The organism is Campylobacter concisus (assembly GCA_002092835.1).
GTDB classification, from domain to species: domain Bacteria; phylum Campylobacterota; class Campylobacteria; order Campylobacterales; family Campylobacteraceae; genus Campylobacter_A; species Campylobacter_A concisus_K.
Genome location: LVWL01000018.1, coordinates 153,526 through 173,281 on the forward strand (window position 1 = coordinate 153,526; position 19,756 = coordinate 173,281).

19 protein-coding genes, 1 tRNA gene and 2 pseudogenes are annotated in these 19,756 nt (G+C 37.7%); 20 read left to right on the forward strand and 2 right to left on the reverse strand.

Annotated elements, in window-relative coordinates:
- Positions 1 to 2 precede the first annotated feature (2 nt).
- Both A3835_02540 and A3835_02545 read left to right on the forward strand, forming a co-directional pair.
- Positions 3 to 1,091, forward strand: a complete 1,089-nt coding sequence (locus tag A3835_02540; GenBank protein ID ORI08444.1) for a succinyl-diaminopimelate desuccinylase — start codon at positions 3 to 5, stop codon at positions 1,089 to 1,091.
- Positions 1,092 to 1,472: 381 nt separating this feature from the next.
- On the forward strand, positions 1,473 to 1,871 hold the full coding sequence (locus A3835_02545; protein ID ORI08445.1) for a hypothetical protein: 399 nt from the start codon (positions 1,473 to 1,475) through the stop codon (positions 1,869 to 1,871).
- A gap of 75 nt (positions 1,872 to 1,946) precedes the next feature.
- Here A3835_02545 and A3835_02550 read toward each other — a convergent pair whose 3' ends face one another.
- Positions 1,947 to 4,583, reverse strand: a complete 2,637-nt coding sequence (locus tag A3835_02550; protein ORI08446.1) for a DNA polymerase I — start codon at positions 4,581 to 4,583, stop codon at positions 1,947 to 1,949.
- 118 nt (positions 4,584 to 4,701) lie between these two features.
- Between A3835_02550 and A3835_02555 the strand changes: the two genes are divergently transcribed.
- The 7 genes from A3835_02555 (at position 4,702) to A3835_02585 (ending at position 10,622) form a co-directional block, all read left to right on the forward strand.
- Entirely contained in the window at positions 4,702 to 5,745 is a 1,044-nt protein-coding gene (locus tag A3835_02555) for a glycosyl transferase family 1 (GenBank protein ORI08447.1), read from the forward strand.
- A complete protein-coding gene (locus tag A3835_02560; protein ORI08448.1) occupies positions 5,742 to 6,686 on the forward strand; it encodes an ADP-heptose--LPS heptosyltransferase in 945 nt (314 codons plus the stop codon). The genes A3835_02555 and A3835_02560 overlap by 4 nt, the downstream gene beginning before the upstream one ends.
- 134 nt (positions 6,687 to 6,820) lie before the next feature.
- Positions 6,821 to 7,249 carry a TonB-system energizer ExbB gene (locus A3835_02565; protein ID ORI08449.1) on the forward strand — a complete coding sequence of 143 codons (429 nt, stop codon included), beginning with the start codon at positions 6,821 to 6,823 and terminating at the stop codon, positions 7,247 to 7,249.
- Positions 7,236 to 7,619: a TonB system transport protein ExbD gene (locus tag A3835_02570; GenBank protein ID ORI08450.1), complete on the forward strand. Its 384-nt coding sequence runs from the start codon at positions 7,236 to 7,238 to the stop codon at positions 7,617 to 7,619. The genes A3835_02565 and A3835_02570 overlap by 14 nt, the downstream gene beginning before the upstream one ends.
- Positions 7,594 to 8,370: an ATP-binding protein gene (locus A3835_02575; GenBank protein ID ORI08451.1), complete on the forward strand. Its 777-nt coding sequence runs from the start codon at positions 7,594 to 7,596 to the stop codon at positions 8,368 to 8,370. Before A3835_02570 ends, A3835_02575 begins: the two co-directional genes overlap by 26 nt.
- 162 nt (positions 8,371 to 8,532) lie before the next feature.
- Positions 8,533 to 8,608: transfer RNA gene (locus A3835_02580), tRNA-Phe, on the forward strand.
- 346 nt (positions 8,609 to 8,954) lie between these two features.
- Entirely contained in the window at positions 8,955 to 10,622 is a 1,668-nt protein-coding gene (locus A3835_02585; GenBank protein ID ORI08452.1) for an anaerobic C4-dicarboxylate transporter, read from the forward strand.
- 51 nt (positions 10,623 to 10,673) lie between these two features.
- Here A3835_02585 and A3835_02590 read toward each other — a convergent pair whose 3' ends face one another.
- The gene (locus A3835_02590) at positions 10,674 to 11,747 is read right to left on the reverse strand and encodes a flagellar biosynthesis protein FlhB (protein ID ORI08754.1); all 1,074 of its coding nucleotides are present in this window, start codon (positions 11,745 to 11,747) and stop codon (positions 10,674 to 10,676) included.
- Between the two features lie 132 nt (positions 11,748 to 11,879).
- On the opposite strand from A3835_02590, the pseudogene A3835_02595 reads away from it, so the two are divergent.
- The 11 genes and pseudogenes from A3835_02595 (at position 11,880) to A3835_02645 (ending at position 19,756) form a co-directional block, all read left to right on the forward strand.
- Positions 11,880 to 12,843: pseudogene (locus A3835_02595) on the forward strand (hypothetical protein).
- 108 nt (positions 12,844 to 12,951) lie between these two features.
- Positions 12,952 to 13,266 carry a 50S ribosomal protein L21 gene (locus A3835_02600; GenBank protein ORI08453.1) on the forward strand — a complete coding sequence of 105 codons (315 nt, stop codon included), beginning with the start codon at positions 12,952 to 12,954 and terminating at the stop codon, positions 13,264 to 13,266.
- An 11-nt stretch (positions 13,267 to 13,277) separates the two neighbouring features.
- Complete coding sequence (locus tag A3835_02605; protein ORI08454.1) at positions 13,278 to 13,535, forward strand: 50S ribosomal protein L27; 258 nt, start codon at positions 13,278 to 13,280, stop codon at positions 13,533 to 13,535.
- 225 nt (positions 13,536 to 13,760) lie between these two features.
- On the forward strand, positions 13,761 to 14,819 hold the full coding sequence (locus A3835_02610) for a GTPase ObgE (GenBank protein ID ORI08455.1): 1,059 nt from the start codon (positions 13,761 to 13,763) through the stop codon (positions 14,817 to 14,819).
- Between the two features lie 46 nt (positions 14,820 to 14,865).
- Entirely contained in the window at positions 14,866 to 15,207 is a 342-nt protein-coding gene (locus A3835_02615; protein ORI08456.1) for a GDP-mannose dehydrogenase, read from the forward strand.
- 23 nt (positions 15,208 to 15,230) lie between these two features.
- Positions 15,231 to 16,136, forward strand: coding sequence for a methionyl-tRNA formyltransferase (locus tag A3835_02620; GenBank protein ORI08457.1), 906 nt, complete (start codon positions 15,231 to 15,233; stop codon positions 16,134 to 16,136).
- A 16-nt stretch (positions 16,137 to 16,152) separates the two neighbouring features.
- Entirely contained in the window at positions 16,153 to 16,941 is a 789-nt protein-coding gene (locus tag A3835_02625) for a hydroxymethylpyrimidine/phosphomethylpyrimidine kinase (GenBank protein ORI08458.1), read from the forward strand.
- A 1-nt stretch (position 16,942) separates the two neighbouring features.
- Positions 16,943 to 17,577, forward strand: a pseudogene (locus tag A3835_02630) (biotin--[acetyl-CoA-carboxylase] ligase).
- A complete protein-coding gene (locus A3835_02635; protein ORI08459.1) occupies positions 17,574 to 18,356 on the forward strand; it encodes a sporulation initiation inhibitor Soj in 783 nt (260 codons plus the stop codon). Before A3835_02630 ends, A3835_02635 begins: the two are co-directional and overlap by 4 nt.
- A gap of 15 nt (positions 18,357 to 18,371) precedes the next feature.
- Positions 18,372 to 19,232: a chromosome partitioning protein ParB gene (locus A3835_02640; GenBank protein ID ORI08460.1), complete on the forward strand. Its 861-nt coding sequence runs from the start codon at positions 18,372 to 18,374 to the stop codon at positions 19,230 to 19,232.
- Between the two features lie 95 nt (positions 19,233 to 19,327).
- Positions 19,328 to 19,756 (forward strand): F0F1 ATP synthase subunit B', encoded by a 429-nt coding sequence (locus A3835_02645; protein ORI08461.1) that lies wholly within the window; start codon positions 19,328 to 19,330, stop codon positions 19,754 to 19,756.

Consider the following 19,756-nt stretch of genomic DNA (forward strand, 5'->3'; position numbering starts at 1 on the left):
TAGTGGTAATTAGCTTTTTAAAAGAGCTTTTAAGCTTTCGCTCTATCACACCTAATGATGCTGGAAGCTTAGAATTTATCGCTAAATTTTTACCTGATTTTGAGGCGAAATTTATAGAAAAAAATGGCACCAAAAATCTCATACTTTCTAAAATTTATGGAGACGGCGAGCATCTAGCTTTTGCTGGACACGTTGATGTCGTGCCTCCAGGTGAGGGCTGGGATAGCGAGCCATTTACGCCATATGAAAAAGATGGCTACATCTACGCAAGGGGCGCACAGGACATGAAAAGTGGCGTGGCTGCTTTTGTTTGCGCTGCTAAAGATGCGAAATTTAATGGGAAGCTAAGCCTCATCTTAACAAGCGACGAAGAGGGTGATGGCACATATGGCACGCCTTTGGCACTTGAATATTTACGCGAAATAAATGATTTGCCAAAATTTTGCGTAGTGGCTGAGCCAACTTGCGATAAAGAATTTGGCGATAGCATAAAAGTTGGCAGACGTGGCTCAATAAATGGCAAGATCGTGATAAAGGGCATTCAAGGGCACGTGGCATATCCTGAAAAGTGTGTAAATCCGGTAAATTTGATAGCTCCACTTCTAAATAAAATAGCTGATCACGATATGGACGCTGGGAGCGAGTTTTTTAGTCCAAGCAAGATTGTGATAACTGATATTAGAGGTGGCATGCAAGTTTGTAACGTCACGCCAAGCGAGCTTAGCATAATGTTTAATGTTAGAAACTCAAATTTAACTGACGTAAATGACGTTGAGAACTATCTTAGAGGAGTTTTAAAAGGGCTTGATTACGAGCTTAGCATAAAGCAAAGCTCGAAGAGATTTTTAACAAATAAAGATAGCAAAATCGTAAAAAATTTAATGGCCTCTGTTACAAAAATTACCGGCGTTACTCCACTTTTAAACACAAAAGGCGGCACGAGCGATGCAAGACGCTTTGCTGAATTTGGTGTAGATGCGATAGAATTTGGCGTCATAAACGACCGCATACACGCCAAAAACGAGCGAGTTAGCGCCCACGAAGTAAATAAACTTTATGAAATTTTTAAAGATTTGATAGAAAAATTTTAATCCATAAATTTCATTATTTTTAAACCAAAAAGTTATTAATTGTCTAAAAAATATTTTCAAAAGCTATTTTGATTGATATTTCTTGTCAAAGAATTTTAAAATTAAGAAATTTTCTTTATTTGGCAATATTGCTATTATCTGTTACAATTTATGAAATAGCTGGGTTTTGGCTATTTCAAGTAAAACCTAATGGAATGCTCTTTTTAATGAGCATAAGGCAGAAGTTATAAATACATTTGTGAGCGAGAAATATATCCAGTATAATCCTGGCTTTAAAGATGATATGGATATCATTTCTAATTTATAAAAAAAGTAAAATTTCAAATAAATAAAAAAATGCAAGTAAAACGAAAAATATACAAATCTTTTCAATACGAGAAAATGAGACATAGCTTGCGAGCTAGATTGCTTTTTTTAGTCGTAGCAGTCGTGATTTTAGCAATCGAAATTTATATCGCAACTTTTGTTAAAGGTGGCTTCGTGCGTCATTATTTGGGTGATGTGCTAGTTACGGTGATGCTTTACGCATTTGGACGAGCTATATTTAAAACTACACCAAAAATTTTAGCGTTTGAAATATTTATCTTCTCGCTATTTATAGAAATTTTACAATACTTAAAAGTACTTGAAATTTTAGATATTCATAATTTAATAATACGCATAGTCTTTGGCGGAACATTTGATGTTAGCGACATCGTATGTTACGCATTGGGCTGTTTGCTAGCTTATTTGATTGATGTCATTTGCTTTCCGCAAAAGCATAAAAGTCCAAAGATATAGTGATAAACTACAACTTTATTTTTAAGTATAAAGCAGGAGCTAATCATCTTAAAAGCTCCAGCAAAATTTATCTATCTATTTTAGCTCACCCCAGTTTTTGGCGATATTTAGCGATGTTTTAAGTGGCACATTTAGCGTGTAAATTTCCTCCATCGTCTTTTGCGTCGCCTTGCCAAATTCCTGTGCAAATTCGTCTTTTACTTCAAAGATCAGCTCGTCGTGGATCTGAAGCAACATTTTTACATTTTCATCTAAATTTGCTCTAACTTTTACCATAGCCATCTTGACAAGATCTGCCGCAGAGCCTTGAAAGACCGTATTTACTGCCTCGCGCTCAAACATCGCTATTTGCATAGGCGTGGCACTTTTAAAGTCAAAGTAGCGCTTTCTGCCAAGCAGTGTCTGCACAAAGCCATCATTTTTAGCTGAAATTTTTATGCTCTCTAAAAACTCTTTGATCGTCGCAAATGCCTTAAAATAGCGCTCTATATACTCTTTTGCCTCGGCTCTTGTGATATTTACTTGATTTGCTAGTTTGCTTGAGCCCATGCCGTAAATGAGGCCAAAATTTATACTCTTTGCCACGGCTCTATTTTGCCCGTCGCTGCTACCAAATATGCTAATGGCCGTCCTTGCGTGGATATCCTCGTCATTTTTAAACGCCTCAAGCAGCGCAGGATCACGGCTAAAGTGAGCTAGCAGTCTAAGCTCGATCTGGCTGTAGTCAAGCCCCACAAAGCTATAGCCTTCGCGCGCCTCAAAGCACTCTCTAACATCCTTTGCGAGGCTGCCACGAGCAGGGATGTTTTGCAAATTTGGATTTTTGCTCGAAAGCCTGCCAGTGCTTGTGCCAGTTTGCAAAAAACTCGTGTAAATTCGCGAGCCCTCATCCTTTTTCGCAAGTGCTAAAAGTGGCTCGCAGTAGGTGCTTTGCAGTTTATATAGCTCGCGGTAAGCTAAAATTTTCTCTATCACTGGATGAGCGTCCGTAAGCTCAGCTAGCACGCTCTCATCGGTGCTATATCCTGTTTTTGTCTTCTTTTTGGTAGGAAGCTTTAGGTGCTCAAAAAGTATGACGCCAAGTTGTTTTACGGAGTTTATGTTGAAATTTTCGCCGCTTAGCTCGTAAATTTCACTTGTTAGCGCCTTTAGTTTGGTATCGTTTTCAAGGATGAGCTTTTGCATCTTAGCTTCATTTATCTTGATGCCGTTTTGCTCCATGTCAAAGAGCGTGAGGATAAAAGGAAACTCGTGCGTATAGGCAAGGGCGAGTAAATTTTTATCAAGCGTGTTTTGAAAAGTTTTATAAAATTTAAGCGTTATCCAAGCGTCCTCACTTGCGTATTTAGCGGCATTTTCTAGCGGCACATCGCCAAAAGTTTGCCCTTTTTTGACCACATCTTCAAATTTGATCGTGTCATAGTCATAAAGCCTCTTTGCCAGCGCGTCCATGCCGACACTTGAGTTTGGATCGCTAAGCCACGCAAGTATCATCGTATCTTTGAAATTTGCTGGAGGATTTAGCCCAAGGTTGTTTTTCACGATCTCAAAGTCATATTTTAAATTTTGTCCGATCACGCAACCTTTATAAATTTGCCCTACCGCCCAAGTGGCAAATTTTAGGTCTATTTGCTTTGGCGCGCCTAAGTAGTTGTGAGCCACTGGCACGTAGTAGGCGTCCTCATCGTTAAAGCAAAAGCTAAAGCCAACGAACTTTGCACTTTTGCTATCAACGCCGGTCGTTTCCGTGTCAAATGCGACGATAGTTTCAGGCGTGATATCAGTAAGTAGCTTTTCAATATTTGCTTCATCAAGTAGTAAATTTGCTCTAAAGCCAAGCTTAAATTCAGCATTTTCCTCTTTTTGCAAGCTCTTAAGAAGTCTATTTAGATCGTACTCTTTTAAAATTTCTGAGATATTTATCAGAGGATTTTGCTCTGGAAATTTCGAGTGTTCAAGATCAAATGAACTAACTGCGTCATCAAATAAAGTGGCTAGCTTTTTGCTCAAAAATGCTTCGTCTTTTGCGGCGGCAAGCATATTTTTAGTGCGCTCGTTTCTAAGAAGGGCTAAATTTTCATAAATTCCCTCTAAGCTGCCATACTCAGCCAAAAGCTTCTTGGCCCCAACTGCGCCGATGCCTTTGACACCTGGGATGTTGTCCGAGCTATCGCCTGCGATCGCTAGAAAGTCCCTCACTTGAGCCGGATAGACGCCGTATTTTTCAAAGCAGCTAGCACTGTCGTGATCAATCTTGCTTTGTGGGCTGTAAATACTCACTTTACCGTCTTCTATGAGTTGATAGAGATCCTTGTCGTGCGTGACGATACGTACAAATATATCTTTGTCTTTACAAAATTTAACCGCACTTGCGATGATGTCATCGGCCTCGTAGCCCTCTCGGCTAAGGCTGTAAAGCCCCATTTTTTCTATCATATCTATGCAAACTGGAAGCTGTTCTTTTAGTTGAGCTGGCGGCTCGTTTCTGTTTGCTTTATAATCACCTAAAATTTCGTGACGTAAGGTCTTGCCTTTGCTATCAAGAGCAAAGATGAGATAGTCGCTTTGGTATTCATCCTTGAGGCTTGCTATAAAATTTGCAAAGCCACTAATCATTCCGCTTGGCTTGCCCTCGCGGTTTTTAAGTCCGCTCATAGCGTAGTAGAGCCTAAAAAAGAAACCAAAAGTGTCAATAATCGTAAGTGTTTTCATTTTTATCCTTTGTGTAATTTTATGAAATTTAGGCAAAAAATAGGCTGATTTATAAAAATTTTTGATATTATGGCGGACATTACAAATAAAAAATCACAAAAATAAAAAGCTTAAGGTCATGAAAAAAATAGTTTTTTTACGTATCAATCCAAATGCAGTAGGTGGTGCCGAACGCTATTTAAGAAGGCTTACCAAAGCCCTAAAAGACGTAGGTATAGACACATCTATACGCTCATATTTAGGAGAGGCTAGGATCTCGTCATGGAAAAAGGCTTTGAGATTTAACGCACAAGTAAAACGCCAAAAACAAAGCGATGAGGTATATTTTAGCTTGGAGCGAGTGAGCTGCGCAGATATTTATAGAGCAGGGGACGGCGTGCATAAAATTTATCGTGCCACAAAGCCATTTTGGTGGGTTAATCCTTTAAATTTTGTCTATCCATATCTAGAAAAACGCTGCTTTAAAAATTCTAAAAAGATAATCGCAAATTCAAACTACATAAGAGAGCAAATCATTTCAGCTTACGGTGTCGATGAGTCAAAGATCGTTACTATTTATAATGGTATAAATTTACCGCAAAAAGTGGAAAAGGGCGAAGCAAAACTTAGTGTTTGCAAGGAATTTGGACTTGATTACAATTTACCAATTGTGCTATTTGTAGGAAACGGCTTTAAAAGAAAAGGAGCAAGGGATTTTTTGCTTCTTATGTCTAAGCTAAAAACACCAGTAAACGCACTAATAGTAGGCAAAGATAAAAATTTAAATTCATATAAGAAGCTAGCAAAAAAGCTAAAAATAAAGGCATTTTTTACAGGTGAGCAAAAAATGACTGCAAAATTTTATGAAGCAAGTGATATTTTTATATTTCCAACGCACTACGAACCATTTTCAAATGTCGTCCTAGAGGCACTTAGCTTTAAAAATATTGTCTTTACGACGGCTCAAAATGGGGCAGCTGAAATTTTAGAAAATCGTTTTGTCATGCGTGAACCAAGTGATGAAAGTATACTGGAGCTAGTGGAGCAGGTGCTTAATGATAATGAGATGATGAGAGAGCTGCAGGAGAAGTCATTTTTACTTTCGCAAAAATTTAGTATAGAAGAAAATGCAAGTAAAACTCTTGAAATCATAAATGAAGTGCTAAATTTGGAGCAAAAGTGAGAGTTTTTATAGAGCTTCCAACTTGGCTTGGAGATGCTGTGATGGCGAGTGCAGCGATAGAAAATTTAAGTAAAAAAGCTAAAAATATTGTATTTTTTGGCTCTTATGTGGCCTGTGAGCTTTACAAATCACATCCAAAGTGCGAAAAAGTAGTCATTGACGATAGTAAAAAGCAAAACTCAAGATATTTAAGTCTTATAAAAACGGCTAGAAAGCTTGGAAAATTTGATATTGCTATTAGTTTTAGAAGCTCATTTGCTAGTAAATTTTTGCTATTTTTTCTAAAAGCAACGCAAAAATTTTGCTTTAAAAAGAGTAGTGAGAGCTTACATCAGGTGCAGAAATATCTAAATTTCATAAAGCAAAGCCTAAATTTAAAAGAAATTTCAAACGAACTAAAAATTTACTATGAAGCTAAAAAAAGCGAACAAAAGCTCCTTGTGCTAAATCCAGGTGCTAGCTACGGAAGTGCCAAAAGGTGGTATCCGCACTATTTTGCAGAGGTTGCATTGCACTTTAAGGATGAATTTGATGTAAAGATCACTGGCTCAAAAGCCGAGCTTGAAATTTGCAATGAAATCGAGCAAATGCTCTTACAAAATGGTATGAAATGTGAAAATTTGGCTGGAAAAACAAGCATAAAAGAGCTTTGTGAGGTTATAGGCTCTATAAAAAATGGTATCTTTTTGACAAACGATAGTGGTCCTATGCATATTGCAGCTGCCTATAAAGTGCCACTTGTGGCTCTTTTTGGACCGACTAAATTTAAAGAGACTAGCCCATGGCAAGATGAGAGTGCAAAGATAGTGCATTTAAATTTAGAGTGTATGCCATGTATGAAGCGAGTATGTCCTATAAAAACACATGCCTGTATGAAGGAGCTTACGCCAAAAATGGTTATCACTGAAATAGAGCTATTAAGAAAGAAATTAAATTTTTGAAATTCTAAAAATATTAAATATATACATACAAAATTAAAAATTTTAGTTTTTATTTGACTACATTTTTACTAAATATTTGACATTGGTTATCAATATAGCTATAATCACGCAAAAATTTTTACTAAGAAGGTATTATGGAGCTAATTAAACATCACATTGATCATGTAATTATTGCGATTTTAGGCATTATGAGTTTTTTTGTACTTTGGTATACGATTGAGCGTATTATTTTTTATTCACGCGTTGATATAAAAGGCTATAAAAGTATCGAATCGCTTGAAGAAGCACTAACCAAAAATTTAACCACACTTTATATTATCTACTCAAATGCACCATATGTAGGACTTCTTGGTACAGTTGCTGGCATTATGATCACATTTTATGATATGGGTATGGCAGGTGGAATCGATACTAAAAGCATAATGGTCGGTCTCTCTCTTGCGCTAAAAGCAACTGCTTTTGGACTACTTGTGGCGATACCAACTTTGATGATTTACAATGGTTTTGTCAGAAAAGTAGATGTAATGCTAAATAGATACAAGGCTGAAAATGCGTCTAAATAAAAAAGATGGGTTAAATATTGTCCCATTTATTGATATTATGCTTGTTTTGCTTGCTATTGTGCTTAGCATTTCGACTTTTATTGCTCAAGGCAAGATAGCTATTGATCTTCCAAGTGCAAACAGTGCTGAGCAAAGCAAAGAGGACGATAAAAAGGTAAGCGTAGTAATTGATAAGGATAATAAATTTTTTATAGATGATGTAGAAATTTCTGAGAACGAACTCAAAGATAAGCTAAATGCTGTTGATATAAAGACATTGATTGAACTAAAAAGCGATAAAAATTCGAAATTTGATAGCTTTGTCAAAGTAATTGATATATTAAAAGAGAAGGGCCACGAAAATTTTGCAATCCAAACAATCTCTGAATAAAATTTCAAATTACAGCGGCTTAGCTGTTTCGCTTATAGTGCATGGAGCAGCAGTATATTTTTTGCTTTCACATGATTTTGATGAGATAAAAATAGGTGAGCAAAAACCGATAAAAATAGCTCTTAATTCATTTACTCCAGTGCCACAAGTTTCAGCACCTCAAATAGCGGAGCAAATGCTTATCCCAGAGCCAACTCCACCAGCTCCACCGCCACCGCCAGAGCCACCAAAATCTGAGCCAAAGCCAGAACCAAAACCTGAACCTAAAAAGGTGGAGAAACCAAAGCGTGAAATAAAAAAGGTAGAGCCTAAAAAAGAGAAAAAAATAGAGCCCAAGCCTGAACCGGTAATTACTCAGTCAGTGCAGCCTATTGTACCGCCAGCCAGTGTAAATACAAATTTGCCAGCCAATAACAAGTCTATCGCTGCAGCTCCAGTTCAAAATGTAACACCTGAGCTAAATTTATCAAATTCGCAAGGCGATGAAGATTTTACGAAGGTTATAATCGCAGTTAAGAGGCATAAAAGTTACCCAAATAATGCTAGACGTATGAAACATCAAGGAGTTGTAGAAGTTAGGTTTTTGCTCAAGCAAGACGGCAGCATAGATGAACTTAAAGTTAGTAAAAGCTCTGGTTTTGAGTCGCTTGATAATGGTGCTTTAGAAAATATTCAAAGAGCAAGTTCTGAGTTTCCAAAGCCTAAACAAGATCGTTATCTGCGCTTTCCTATTTCATATACACTAAAATAAATTACAAGCTTAAATAAGCTTGTAATTTATTTTCTGCTTTGTAGAATTTCTTTTATATTTCAAGTAAAAATAGAAAAACATAACTTATTTTATTTAAAAAAGTGTGTATTTTAAACTTGCTTTAAATATTAAACATGTATAATCTGACTTTCTTTAACGAGTGGTTGGATAGCTCAGTCGGTAGAGCAGCAGACTGAAAATCTGCGTGTCGGCAGTTCGATTCTGCCTCTAACCACCATTACCTTTCTTTAAACATCAATCCTTTTTCTCTTAGTTCTATTAAATTTCACATTTACAAGGCTTTTATGCTATTTTTCTAGGTTATTTATAAAATTTAAATAAATTTTTGTTATTAATAAATTTAAAATATAACAATGCTATTTTCATTTTATATATTCTAAGACAAATAAAATCTTCAAGATCAAATAAAAAATTTGTAAGAGATAATCTTATAAATTTTATCCTAAATAAGCCTTCTTAATCAAAATATTATATTTGTATCAAATCATCCTTAAAATATAAGTTTAATCTAAATCCATAAGAGCTATAATCTTGGTTAAATTTATATTAACTTAGGAGGTTTCATGGATTTTCTCATGAATTTAAGTGAAGGTATGCAGTTTGCTATTCAGCTTCTCATCGTCCTTATCTGTTTGTTCTACGGAGCTAAAAAAGGTGGTATCGCACTTGGTATGCTAGGCGGTATCGGTCTTATAGTTCTTGTTTTTGGATTTAACATCGAGCCTGGTAAGCCAGCTATTGATGTTATGCTAACTATCCTTGCTGTCGTTGTGGCAAGTGCTACGCTTCAAGCCAGTGGTGGCCTTGATGTTATGCTTCAAATAGCAGAAACCATACTTAGAAAAAATCCAAAATATGTAAGTATCTTGGCTCCTTTTGTAACATGTACGCTTACTATTTTATGCGGTACTGGACACGTTGTTTATACTGTGCTTCCTATCGTTTATGACATTGCTATCAAAAATGGTATCCGCCCAGAGCGACCAATGGCAGCAAGCTCGATAGCCTCACAAATGGGCATCATCGCAAGCCCAGTTTCAGTTGCTGTTGTAACTCTTACAAGCTTTCTTATTAATGCTAAAACTCACCTAGCTGGCTTTGATGGATATTTAGATCTTTTAAAGATTACGATTCCATCAACATTTTGCGGTGTTTTAGCGGTAGGAATTTTTAGCTGGTTTAGAGGCAAAGATCTTGATAAAGACGAAGTCTTTCAAGCAAAGCTTCAAGATCCTGAGTTTAAAAAATATGTTTATGGCGATAGTGCGACACTTTTAGGCAAAAAGCTTCCTGGCTATCAATGGGCTGCGATGTGGATATTTTTAGGCTCTATCCTTATAGTTGCGCTTCTTGGATATTTTAAAGATCTTCGTCCAAGCTGGACTACTTACAAAGACGCAACGGTCGTTCAAGTAATAGCTAACCTTCCAACTGAACAAAAAGTTTTAAAAACCTTAAAAATAAAAGATGCTAGCATCCAAACAGAGGCGGCTGAGCTAAAAGTAGCAAACGATAAGCTAAATGCCAATCAAAAAGCTCAATCAGTCAAAATCATCGGCAAAGATGCAAATCAAACTCTTACTCGTACAGCTGATGGTGCAGTAACATATATAAATGAAAAAGGCGCAAAAGAAGAATTCCAAGGTGCTTACATTAATATAAGCAACAAACAAGCATCTTCAAAGAGCTTAAGCATGGTTCATGTCATCCAAATTTTCATGCTTTTAACTGGCGCTATCATTTTAATCTTTACACCAACAGATGCTAGTAAGATCGGTAAAAACGAGATATTTAGATCAGGTATGATCGCTCTTGTTGCAGTATTTGGTATCTCTTGGATGGCTGAGACTATGTTTGCAGTGCATACTCCGATGATGAAAGAGGCGCTAGGAAGCATCGTAAAAGAGCATCCTTGGACTTATGCGGTTATGCTTTTGATTATCTCAAAATTTGTAAATTCTCAAGCTGCAGCATTGGTTGCATTTGTGCCATTAGCTTTAAATATCGATGTTAATCCTGCTATCATTCTAGCCTTTGCGCCAGCTTGCTACGGATACTACATCCTACCAACATATCCAAGCGACCTTGCGGCTATTCAGTTTGATAGAAGCGGTACGACACATATTGGTAAATTTGTTATCAATCACAGTTTTATCATTCCGGGTCTTATTGGCGTTATATCCTCTTGTATATTTGGCTATATTTTTGCAACTGCTTTTGGATATCTATAATAGATAAATTCTCTTGCTGCTAGTAACTTCTAGTAGCAAGAGTAGAATTTATCAAAGCTTATCTTTAAATTTTTGTTTATTGCTCATATAAACGAAGCTTAGCACTTCGGCCACGGCTCTAAAAAGATGTGCTGGTATCGTATCATCGACTTCACAAATTTTATAAAGCTCTCTTGCGAGTGGTGGGTTTTCATAAATTTGCACACCATTTTCAACGGCTATTTTTTTGATTTGCAATGCTAAAAAATCAACACCTTTGGCAAGTATTATCGGCGCCTCATCGCGACTTTTATCATATCTTATCGCCACGGCGTAGTGAGTAGGGTTTGTGATGACTACGTCAGCTTGTGGGATATTTTGCATCATTCGACGCTTGGCTGCACGCATTTGTGCTTGACGAATTCTGCCTTTTACCTGCGGATCTCCTTCCATTTGTTTATACTCATCTTTTATCTCTTGCTTGCTCATACGAAGGTCCTTAAAATATTGAAAACGCACGATGAGAAGGTCGATAAGGCCGACCACAAAAAGTATAAAAAGCATGACACTAACAAGAATAATGAGCTTTTCTTTTAGCCAAGCAAGCTGATCAAACATAGAAAAAAAGAGCGTGTGCGGAAGCTCTTTGATAAACTGCAAGAAAAAATAAAATCCAACACCAAAGACGATACTAACTTTTAGCACGATCTTAATGCTGTCTATCACTTTTTTCATCGAGAATAAATTTTTTAACCCTTTTAGTGGATTTATCTTGCCAAAATTTGGCATTATAGGCTTTGTGGTAAAGATAAATCCAAACTGCATTACATTTGCAATGACACCAGCGATCGCCACACAGATACAAACTGGAAGTATCATAAGAAGTGACCTTGCAAAGGTATTTACAACGATCATTTTTATAGTTGGCAAGGTCAGTGGCTGACCGATAAATTTTGAATAGTATATATAAAGTGAGATGATCTGTTCTTTCATAAAATTTAGCATCGAAAGTAGTACGCCAATAGCGATGACAAGGGTCACGAACCCAGCTAGATCCTGACTTTTGGGGACGTTGCCGTCTTTTTTGGCATCTTCTATCTTTTTGGGGGTCGCTTCTTCGGTTTTTTCCTGATCTTCGCCTGCCATCTTTATCCTGAGCTTGCTTAAATTTGGGGCGATTATAGCCAAAATGCGGTTAAACTATCCGCTAAAGCCACCTTTTGCACGTGAAAAATTAGGCCTTTTTGGCTAAAATTAGCAAAAAGAAGGAGACACAAAATGTCATTTTTAGAAGGCTTATTTAACATTTTTAGAGCCAAAAAACCATCAAAAAGCGATGAAGAGCTACTTTTAGACGAGTATGCTATGATTTACGCCGAGATAAAAGAGAAAAATTTAAACGAATACGACTTTTTGCGTGAGCTCATACGATTACTCTCTTTTTTAAGAGCTAGATGCTACGACATTTGCCTTGAAAAAGTACCTAGCTGATGGCGACGCTGAGGCGCTAAATGATCTTATTTTTCAATACGCTAAGCTAAATTTACTCCCAGGATGTAGCGGCGGATACGATCAGTGTGAGAGACTAATACCGGCATTTTTTGCTATCGCTTGTGGTGACACAGATAGTATGGCAAGCATCTTTCCAAAAGGTCTGCCACCTAGCAAAAACGGTTATAAATTTCTATGCGTGATGCATGATCTGCTCACTGCGATGCTTTGGCAAGATGAAAATTTACTCGCCCCTGCTCTTGAAAAAGCTCGCACCTTTGCAGAGTCCAAAAAGCCAGCAAATGAAAGAGAAGCGGTTAAATTTGTGCTTGCCTTACATGAAAAAGATACGACCGCTATGAGCGAGCATTTGCAGAAATTTTGCTCCACATTTGGCAGGACAGATGTGCCTAAATTTGAAAAAAGGCTTTATATTTTCGCACACGGACTTCACGCCTTAGCGCGCTACTTTTTGCCATTTAATCTTTTTAAGGAGATAAAGCTTCCAAAGAATGAAAATTTTAGTAAATTTTACGCGCAAAGGCTCTTTCAAGACAAAATTCCTAAGCTAAAACTTTACCTTACTTTACCGCCTGAGTTTGAACTGATAAATGTGATTTTAAATGCGCCAGTAGTCAAAACACTGATATATCAGCCATATTTGCCAAATGATAAGACATTTTTTCTGGATCACGATGCGATGATTAAAAATTTAGCCGATGAGATCATAAAATCAGGGGCATTAAAGTAGAATTTATAAACTTTTAGCTAACATTCACACCTTACAACCAACAAAGCTCCATAAATCTTTTGCAAAAAAAGTGCTTTTTGGTCTTACCAAATTTTAGAAAGGTAGAGTATGTCAAAATACGCTATATTTAAGCATGGCGGTAAGCAATATCGTGTTAGCGAGGGCGAGTACCTTAAGCTAGATCACTTTAGTGCTGAAACTAAATCAACCGTTGAGATTACAGAAGTTTTGGCTGTAAATGACGGCGAAGTAAAGGTAGGTGCGCCATTTGTGAAGGGTGCAAAAGTTGTTCTTGAGGTCGTTAATGAAGGTAAAGACAAAAAAGTAGTTATCTACAAAAAACGCAGACGTAAAGACTCAAAACTAAAACGCGGCTTTAGAAGACAATTTACACGTGTAAAAGTCGTAAGTATCGCAGCTTAAGGAGATAAGATATGGCACACAAAAAAGGTCAAGGTTCAACCCAAAATAACCGTGATAGTATCGGACGCCGATTAGGTGTTAAAAAATTTGGTGGCGAGTTCGTTCGTGCTGGAAATATAATCATCCGCCAAAGAGGAACAGCAACTCATGCTGGAAATAATGTAGGTCTTGGCAAAGACCACACAATTTTTGCATTAGTCGATGGCTTTGTAAAATTTGAAAGACTTGATAAAAACAGAAAAAAAGTATCTGTTTATCCAGCTGCATAATCTCAGGGGCAATCGCCCCCTTTCTTTCTTAAAATTATTCAAAAATCAAAATTTTTATTTAGTGTTTAGAATTTTTCAAATAGCTATTTGAGAGAAATTTTAAATCAACCATAACTTTATATTTTAGGCTTCATACTGATTATCTTTGCTTTATTTTAGACAAGATATTACGATTTAATTTCAGTAAAGTTGGATATAATCCAAATAAAAAATTTAAGGTAAAAAATGTTTATAGATAGTGCAAGATTGACTCTAAGTTCGGGGCATGGTGGAGCTGGAGCTGTGAGTTTTCGCCGTGAAAAACACGTCATTTTAGGTGGTCCTGATGGCGGAGATGGCGGAGATGGCGGAGATGTTTATTTTGTTTGTGACAACAATACCCATACTTTAGCAAATTATAAGGGTAAAAGAGCCATGAAGGCTGGCAATGGTGAAGCTGGCATGGGCAAGCGAATGACTGGCAAAAAGGGCGAAAATTTAGAACTCATAGTCCCTCCTGGCACAGCTGTTTATGACGCACAGACAAATGAACTACTCTGTGATATAGTTAGCGAGGGCCAAAAGACGCTATTTTTAAAGGGCGGTAAAGGCGGACTTGGAAATTTTCACTTTAAAAACTCTATCAATCAAGCCCCAGAATACGCTCAAAAGGGCATGCCAGAAGAGAGCATAGAGGTCAGACTTGAGCTAAAGCTGATAGCTGACGTGGGTCTTGTTGGCTTTCCAAATGTTGGCAAATCAACACTCATCTCAGCCGTCTCAAACGCCAAGCCACAGATCGCAAACTACGAATTTACCACGCTTACGCCAAAGCTCGGACTTGTTGAGGTCGATGAGTTTAGTGGCTTTGTCATGGCTGACATCCCTGGTATCATCGAGGGAGCGAGCGACGGACGCGGCCTTGGCGTGCAGTTTTTAAAGCACATCGAGAGAAATAAAATTTTGCTTTTTATGATAGATAGTGCAAATTACAGAAGCATGAGCGAGCAGTTTAGCGTGCTAAAAGAGGAGGTCGCTAAATTTTCAAGCGTGCTTGCCAGCAGGGACTACGCTATCGCGATCACCAGAGTCGATGCGGCTGAAAATTTAGATGAAAATATAAAAGAATTTATGAAAAGTATAAATTTAGAGCCAAATCAAGATGGTAAATTTGTCTATAAGCAAGACCTATACAGCTTTGATGCCAAAAAACCATACTTTATTTTACCGATCTCATCTGCGACGAACGAAAACATCGATGAGCTTAAATTTGCACTGCTTGAGCTACTAAAAAAAGAGCTTTGAGTTGCGACTTTTTAGTGCTTTGAACTTAAAAATTTAAGAATATAAAATGAAGAAAATTTTTTACATTATGCTATTTTGCCTTGGTGCATATAGCTGCGATCCAGCCGATCCAGCATATATGTTTTTGGATTTTAATGATAATAATCGCGACGGCGTGCTAAATTTAGATGAGTGGGTAACATGCAAAGCGCCCCAAGCTCTAAAAATAGCGCCAGATCTATGCACTGGGCAGGAATTTAAGAGGTTAGATACCGATCATAACGGCAAAATTAGCCTTGATGAGCTAGGAAGTTTATTGTTTCAAAAGATTGATTGGAAAGAAGATCCTTGCGCCTTCTGGCCGCCGGATAGCAAAAACGTAGATCAAAATAAGGGCATTGCTAAATAGTGTGCTAAATTTAAAGGAAAGTGATGAATGTAGTTTTTATGGGAACGCCTGATTATGCGGTTAGGATACTTAGGCACCTAAAAGAAGCCGGCTTTAACATAAAAGCTGTCTTTACCCAGCCTGATAAGCCAGTTGGCAGAAAGCAAATTTTAACCCCAAGTGAGGTCAAAATTTACGCGCAAAACGAGTTAGGAGGCGTGCCAGTCTTTACACCACATACGCTAAAAGATGAGGCGGTAGTTGCCGAGCTAAAGGCATTTGAGCCTAAATTTATCGTGGTGGCAGCTTATGGCAAAATTTTGCCACAAAGTGTGCTTGACGTGGCAACTTGTATAAATTTGCACGCCTCGATCTTGCCAAAATATAGAGGTGCTAGCCCCATTCAAAGCGCCATACTAGCAGGTGAGAAGCAAACTGGCGTCACAGCTATGCTAATGGACGCTGGGCTTGACACTGGCGATATGCTGGACTTCATCTATACGCCTTGCGAGAGCAAGATGTCAAGCGAGCTTTTTAGTGAGCTAGGCGAGCTTGGCGGTGAGCTAATCGTAAAAGTGCTTAAAAATTTTGAAAATTTAAAGCCACAAAAACAAGACGACGCGCAGGCCTCGCACTGCAAAAAGATAAGCAAGAGCGACGGACTTTTTAGTTTTGATGAAGAGGCGGGGCAAATTTATAATAAATTTCGTGCGCTCACACCTTGGCCAGGGATTTATCTGACAAGCGGACTAAAAATTTTATCACTTGAGCTAAGCGAAAAAAGTGGTAAAATCGGAGAAATTTTAAGCGTAGAAAAAGATCACGTTGTGGTTGCTTGCAAGGGTGGGGCGGTCAAAATTTACGAGCTTCAAGAGCCAAGCAAAAAGCCAACAAACGCAAAAGCATATATAAATGGTAAGCGCCTTAGTGTTGGCGATGAATTAAAATAAATTTAAAGGAGCGGTTATGAAAAATGCGTTAAGTATAGCAGGGGTTGATCCAAGTGGCGGAGCTGGAGTTTTAGCTGATATAAAGGTATTTATAGCACACGGCGTATATGCGATGGGAGCGATCACAGCGGTCACTGCTCAAAATACAAAGGGCATCTTTGGCATGCAGTTAGTTGAGCCAAAGCTCATCAAGGATCAGATAAGAGCGATATTTGATGATATAAGAGTTGATGTGATAAAAATAGGCGTTGTCCCAAGCGTTGAGATCATCAAAAGCGTCGCAAAAATGTTAAGAGAGATCAAAAATTTACCGCCAGTCGTGCTTGATCCTGTCATGAGCTGTAAAAATGGCGACATCTGGCTAGAGGGCGCTGCAAAGGACGCGATCGTGGAGGAGCTTTTCCCACTTGCAAGCGTGATCACGCCAAATATCTTTGAAGCGCGCGAAATTTTAAAGCGTGAGCTAAAGGGCGAGGGCGAGCTAAAAGAGGCTTGCAAGGAGCTTTTGAAATTTGGCACAAAGAGCGTCTATCTAAAGTGTGGCGAGCTTAATGGCAAGTCGCTTGATATATTTTATGATGGCAGCGAGTATGAAATTTTTAGCGACGAGCGCATAAAAACGACTGCGACACATGGCTCAGGCTGCTCGCTATCAAGTGCGATCGCTTCAAATTTAGCAAATGGGCTTAGTCTAAAAGAGAGCGTGAAAAACGCGCATGATTATATCTTTAACGCTATCAAAAACGCGGTTATCATCGGTGGCGGACAAAATCCGGTAAATCACTTCTATAAATTTAAGGTGTGATTTGAAAGTAGAGTTTTTTCAAAGTCTGCCTTCGACACAGGAATTTTTGATAGAGGCCCTAAAAAACGGCGAGATAAAAGCTCCGTATATGGTTGTGACGTATAATCAAACCAAAGGCATCGGCAGCCGCGGCAACAGCTGGGAGGGACTTGGCGGAAATTTATTTATGTCGTTTTGTATAAGCGAAGATGAACTGCCAAGCGATATACCTCGCCCTCGATCTCGATATATTTTTCTATGCTGATGCGTGAAGTCTTGAGCGAACTTGGCTCAAAGTGCTGGCTAAAATGGCCAAATGATTTTTATGTAGATGGTCTAAAAATAGGCGGCACTTTAACAAATAAAGTGGATGAAATTTACATCTGTGGCATGGGGATAAATTTAACGAGTGCGCCTGAAAATGCGGGCATTTTAGATATCAAAACCAGTGTAGATGAGCTAGTTTGGGGCTTTGTTAGCATGCTTGATAAAAAGATTTTATGGAAGCCAATTTTTAGCAAATTTAGGATAGACTTTTGCAAGTCAAAAAGTTTTATTACGCATATTGCAAATAGAGCTGTTTCGCTTCAGGATGCTGAAATTTGCGAGGATGGAGCGATATTATTAAACGGGGAAAAGGTATATTCGTTAAGATGAGCGAGATAATAACAATAGCTAACCAAAAAGGCGGCGTTGGCAAGACCACAACAGCCGTAAATTTAGCCGCGTCACTGGCGGTAGCTGAAAAAAAAGTATTATTAATAGACATCGATCCACAGGCAAACGCGACGACTGGACTTGGCTTTAGTAGAAGCGACTATGAGTTTAACATCTATCACGTCTTAACAGATAGGAAAAAGCTCTCGCAAATTGTGTTAAAAACTGAGATCCCAACGCTTTTTCTAGCTCCGTCAAACATAGGACTTGTCGGCATCGAACAAGAATTTAACGACCAAAGCAAGGACTATAAACTAATACTTAAAAATAAAATTTCTGAAGTAATAAACGACTATGATTTTATCATCATCGATAGTCCTCCGGCACTTGGTAGCATCACGATAAATGCTCTTAGTGCAAGCGATAGCGTTATCATCCCTATCCAGTGCGAATTTTACGCACTTGAGGGTCTAGCTCAAATTTTAAATACGGTTAAGATTATTAAGAAGACGATAAATCCAAAGCTAAACATAAAGGGTTTTTTGCCGACTATGTTTAGCTCACAAAACAATCTTTCAAAAGAGACAATTGCAAATTTAAAGCAGCATTTTGAAAATAAGCTCTTTAAAAGTAAAGACAGTAAGGATGAATTTGTGGTCGTTCCAAGAAATGTAAAACTTGCTGAAAGCCCAAGTTTTGGTAAGCCAGTCATACTTTATGATATAAAATCGCCTGGCTCAATTGCGTATCAAAATTTGGCATATTGTATTTTAAACTAAAAAATAAGGAAAAAAATGGCTAAAAAAGGTGGATTAGGGCGCGGACTTAGCGCGATACTTGAAGATGTAGAACAAGCCTACAGTAAAGAGATCGCAAATTTAAACGACTCTGAGATAGTCGAAGAGATAAATATAGATGAAATTTTACCAAACCCATACCAACCAAGAACGCATTTTGACGAAGAGGCCTTAAAAGAGCTAAGTGCCAGCATCAAAAGGCACGGACTAATACAACCAATAATAGTCATCAAAAAAGATGACGGCTATATGCTAATAGCTGGTGAGCGTAGATACCGCGCTACAAAGATGCTTGGAGCAAGCAAGATAAAGGCGATCATCGCTGATATCAAGTCTCAAAATTTAAGAGAGCTTGCGCTTATCGAAAACATACAACGTGAAAATTTAAATCCAATCGAACTTGCAAAGTCATATAAAGAGCTTATAAACGAGTATAAGATCACGCAAGATGGCCTAGCAAATATTATCCATAAGAGCAGAACTCAGATAACAAATACGATGAGACTTTTGCTACTTAGTGACTACACGCAAAAACTTTTACAAGAAGACAAGCTCACGCAAGGCCACGCTAAAGTCATCGTGGGGCTTAGCAGCGAAGAAGAAAGGATGGTTGTTGATACGATCATCGGCCAAAAACTAAGCGTCAGAGAGACAGAAGTCTTGGTAAAAAAGATAAAAAATAAAGAAGAAGTAAAAGAGCCAAAACCTCAAATTTCAGAAGAAATGAGCAAAAAATTATCAAATTTACAAGAAATTTTTAAAAATTTAAAGATAAAGACGAAAGTAAAATCTAAAAATTTAATATTAGAATTTAGCGACATTTCGCAGGTAGAAGAATTTATCGCTAAGCTAAAATAGAATTACAAATTTATTTTTATTTTTAGTAATTTATTGTAGAATCAGACTTTAATTTGAATATTAAATAAAACTTAATGATAAAATAAGGAGAGCGGATGATAGAATTAAAAGTTGATGTGTCATTGATGCTTTTAACGGTTATCGTTTTTTGTGTCCTGATCGCCATTTTAAATTCATTGCTATATAAACCAATGCTCAAATTTATAGATGACAGAAATGCCTCTATAAAAAATGATGAAGAGAGCACGAGCAAAAACGCAAGTGACCTAAGCGTTCATGAAAAAGAGATCGAAGAGATCATACAAAACGCAAGAGCAGAGGCTAACAAAATAAGACAAGAGGCCTTAAATTTGGCAAGAGAAGAGTCTTTAAAAGAGGTTAATGCCGTAAAAAGTAGCCTAGAAGCTGACTACAACGAATTTCTAAACGCTCTAAGCTCTCAAAAAGATAGCCTAAAAGCAGATCTAGCAGCTAAACTACCAGAACTTAGGGCTGCTTTAAATGCTAAGCTCTCTAAAATTTAA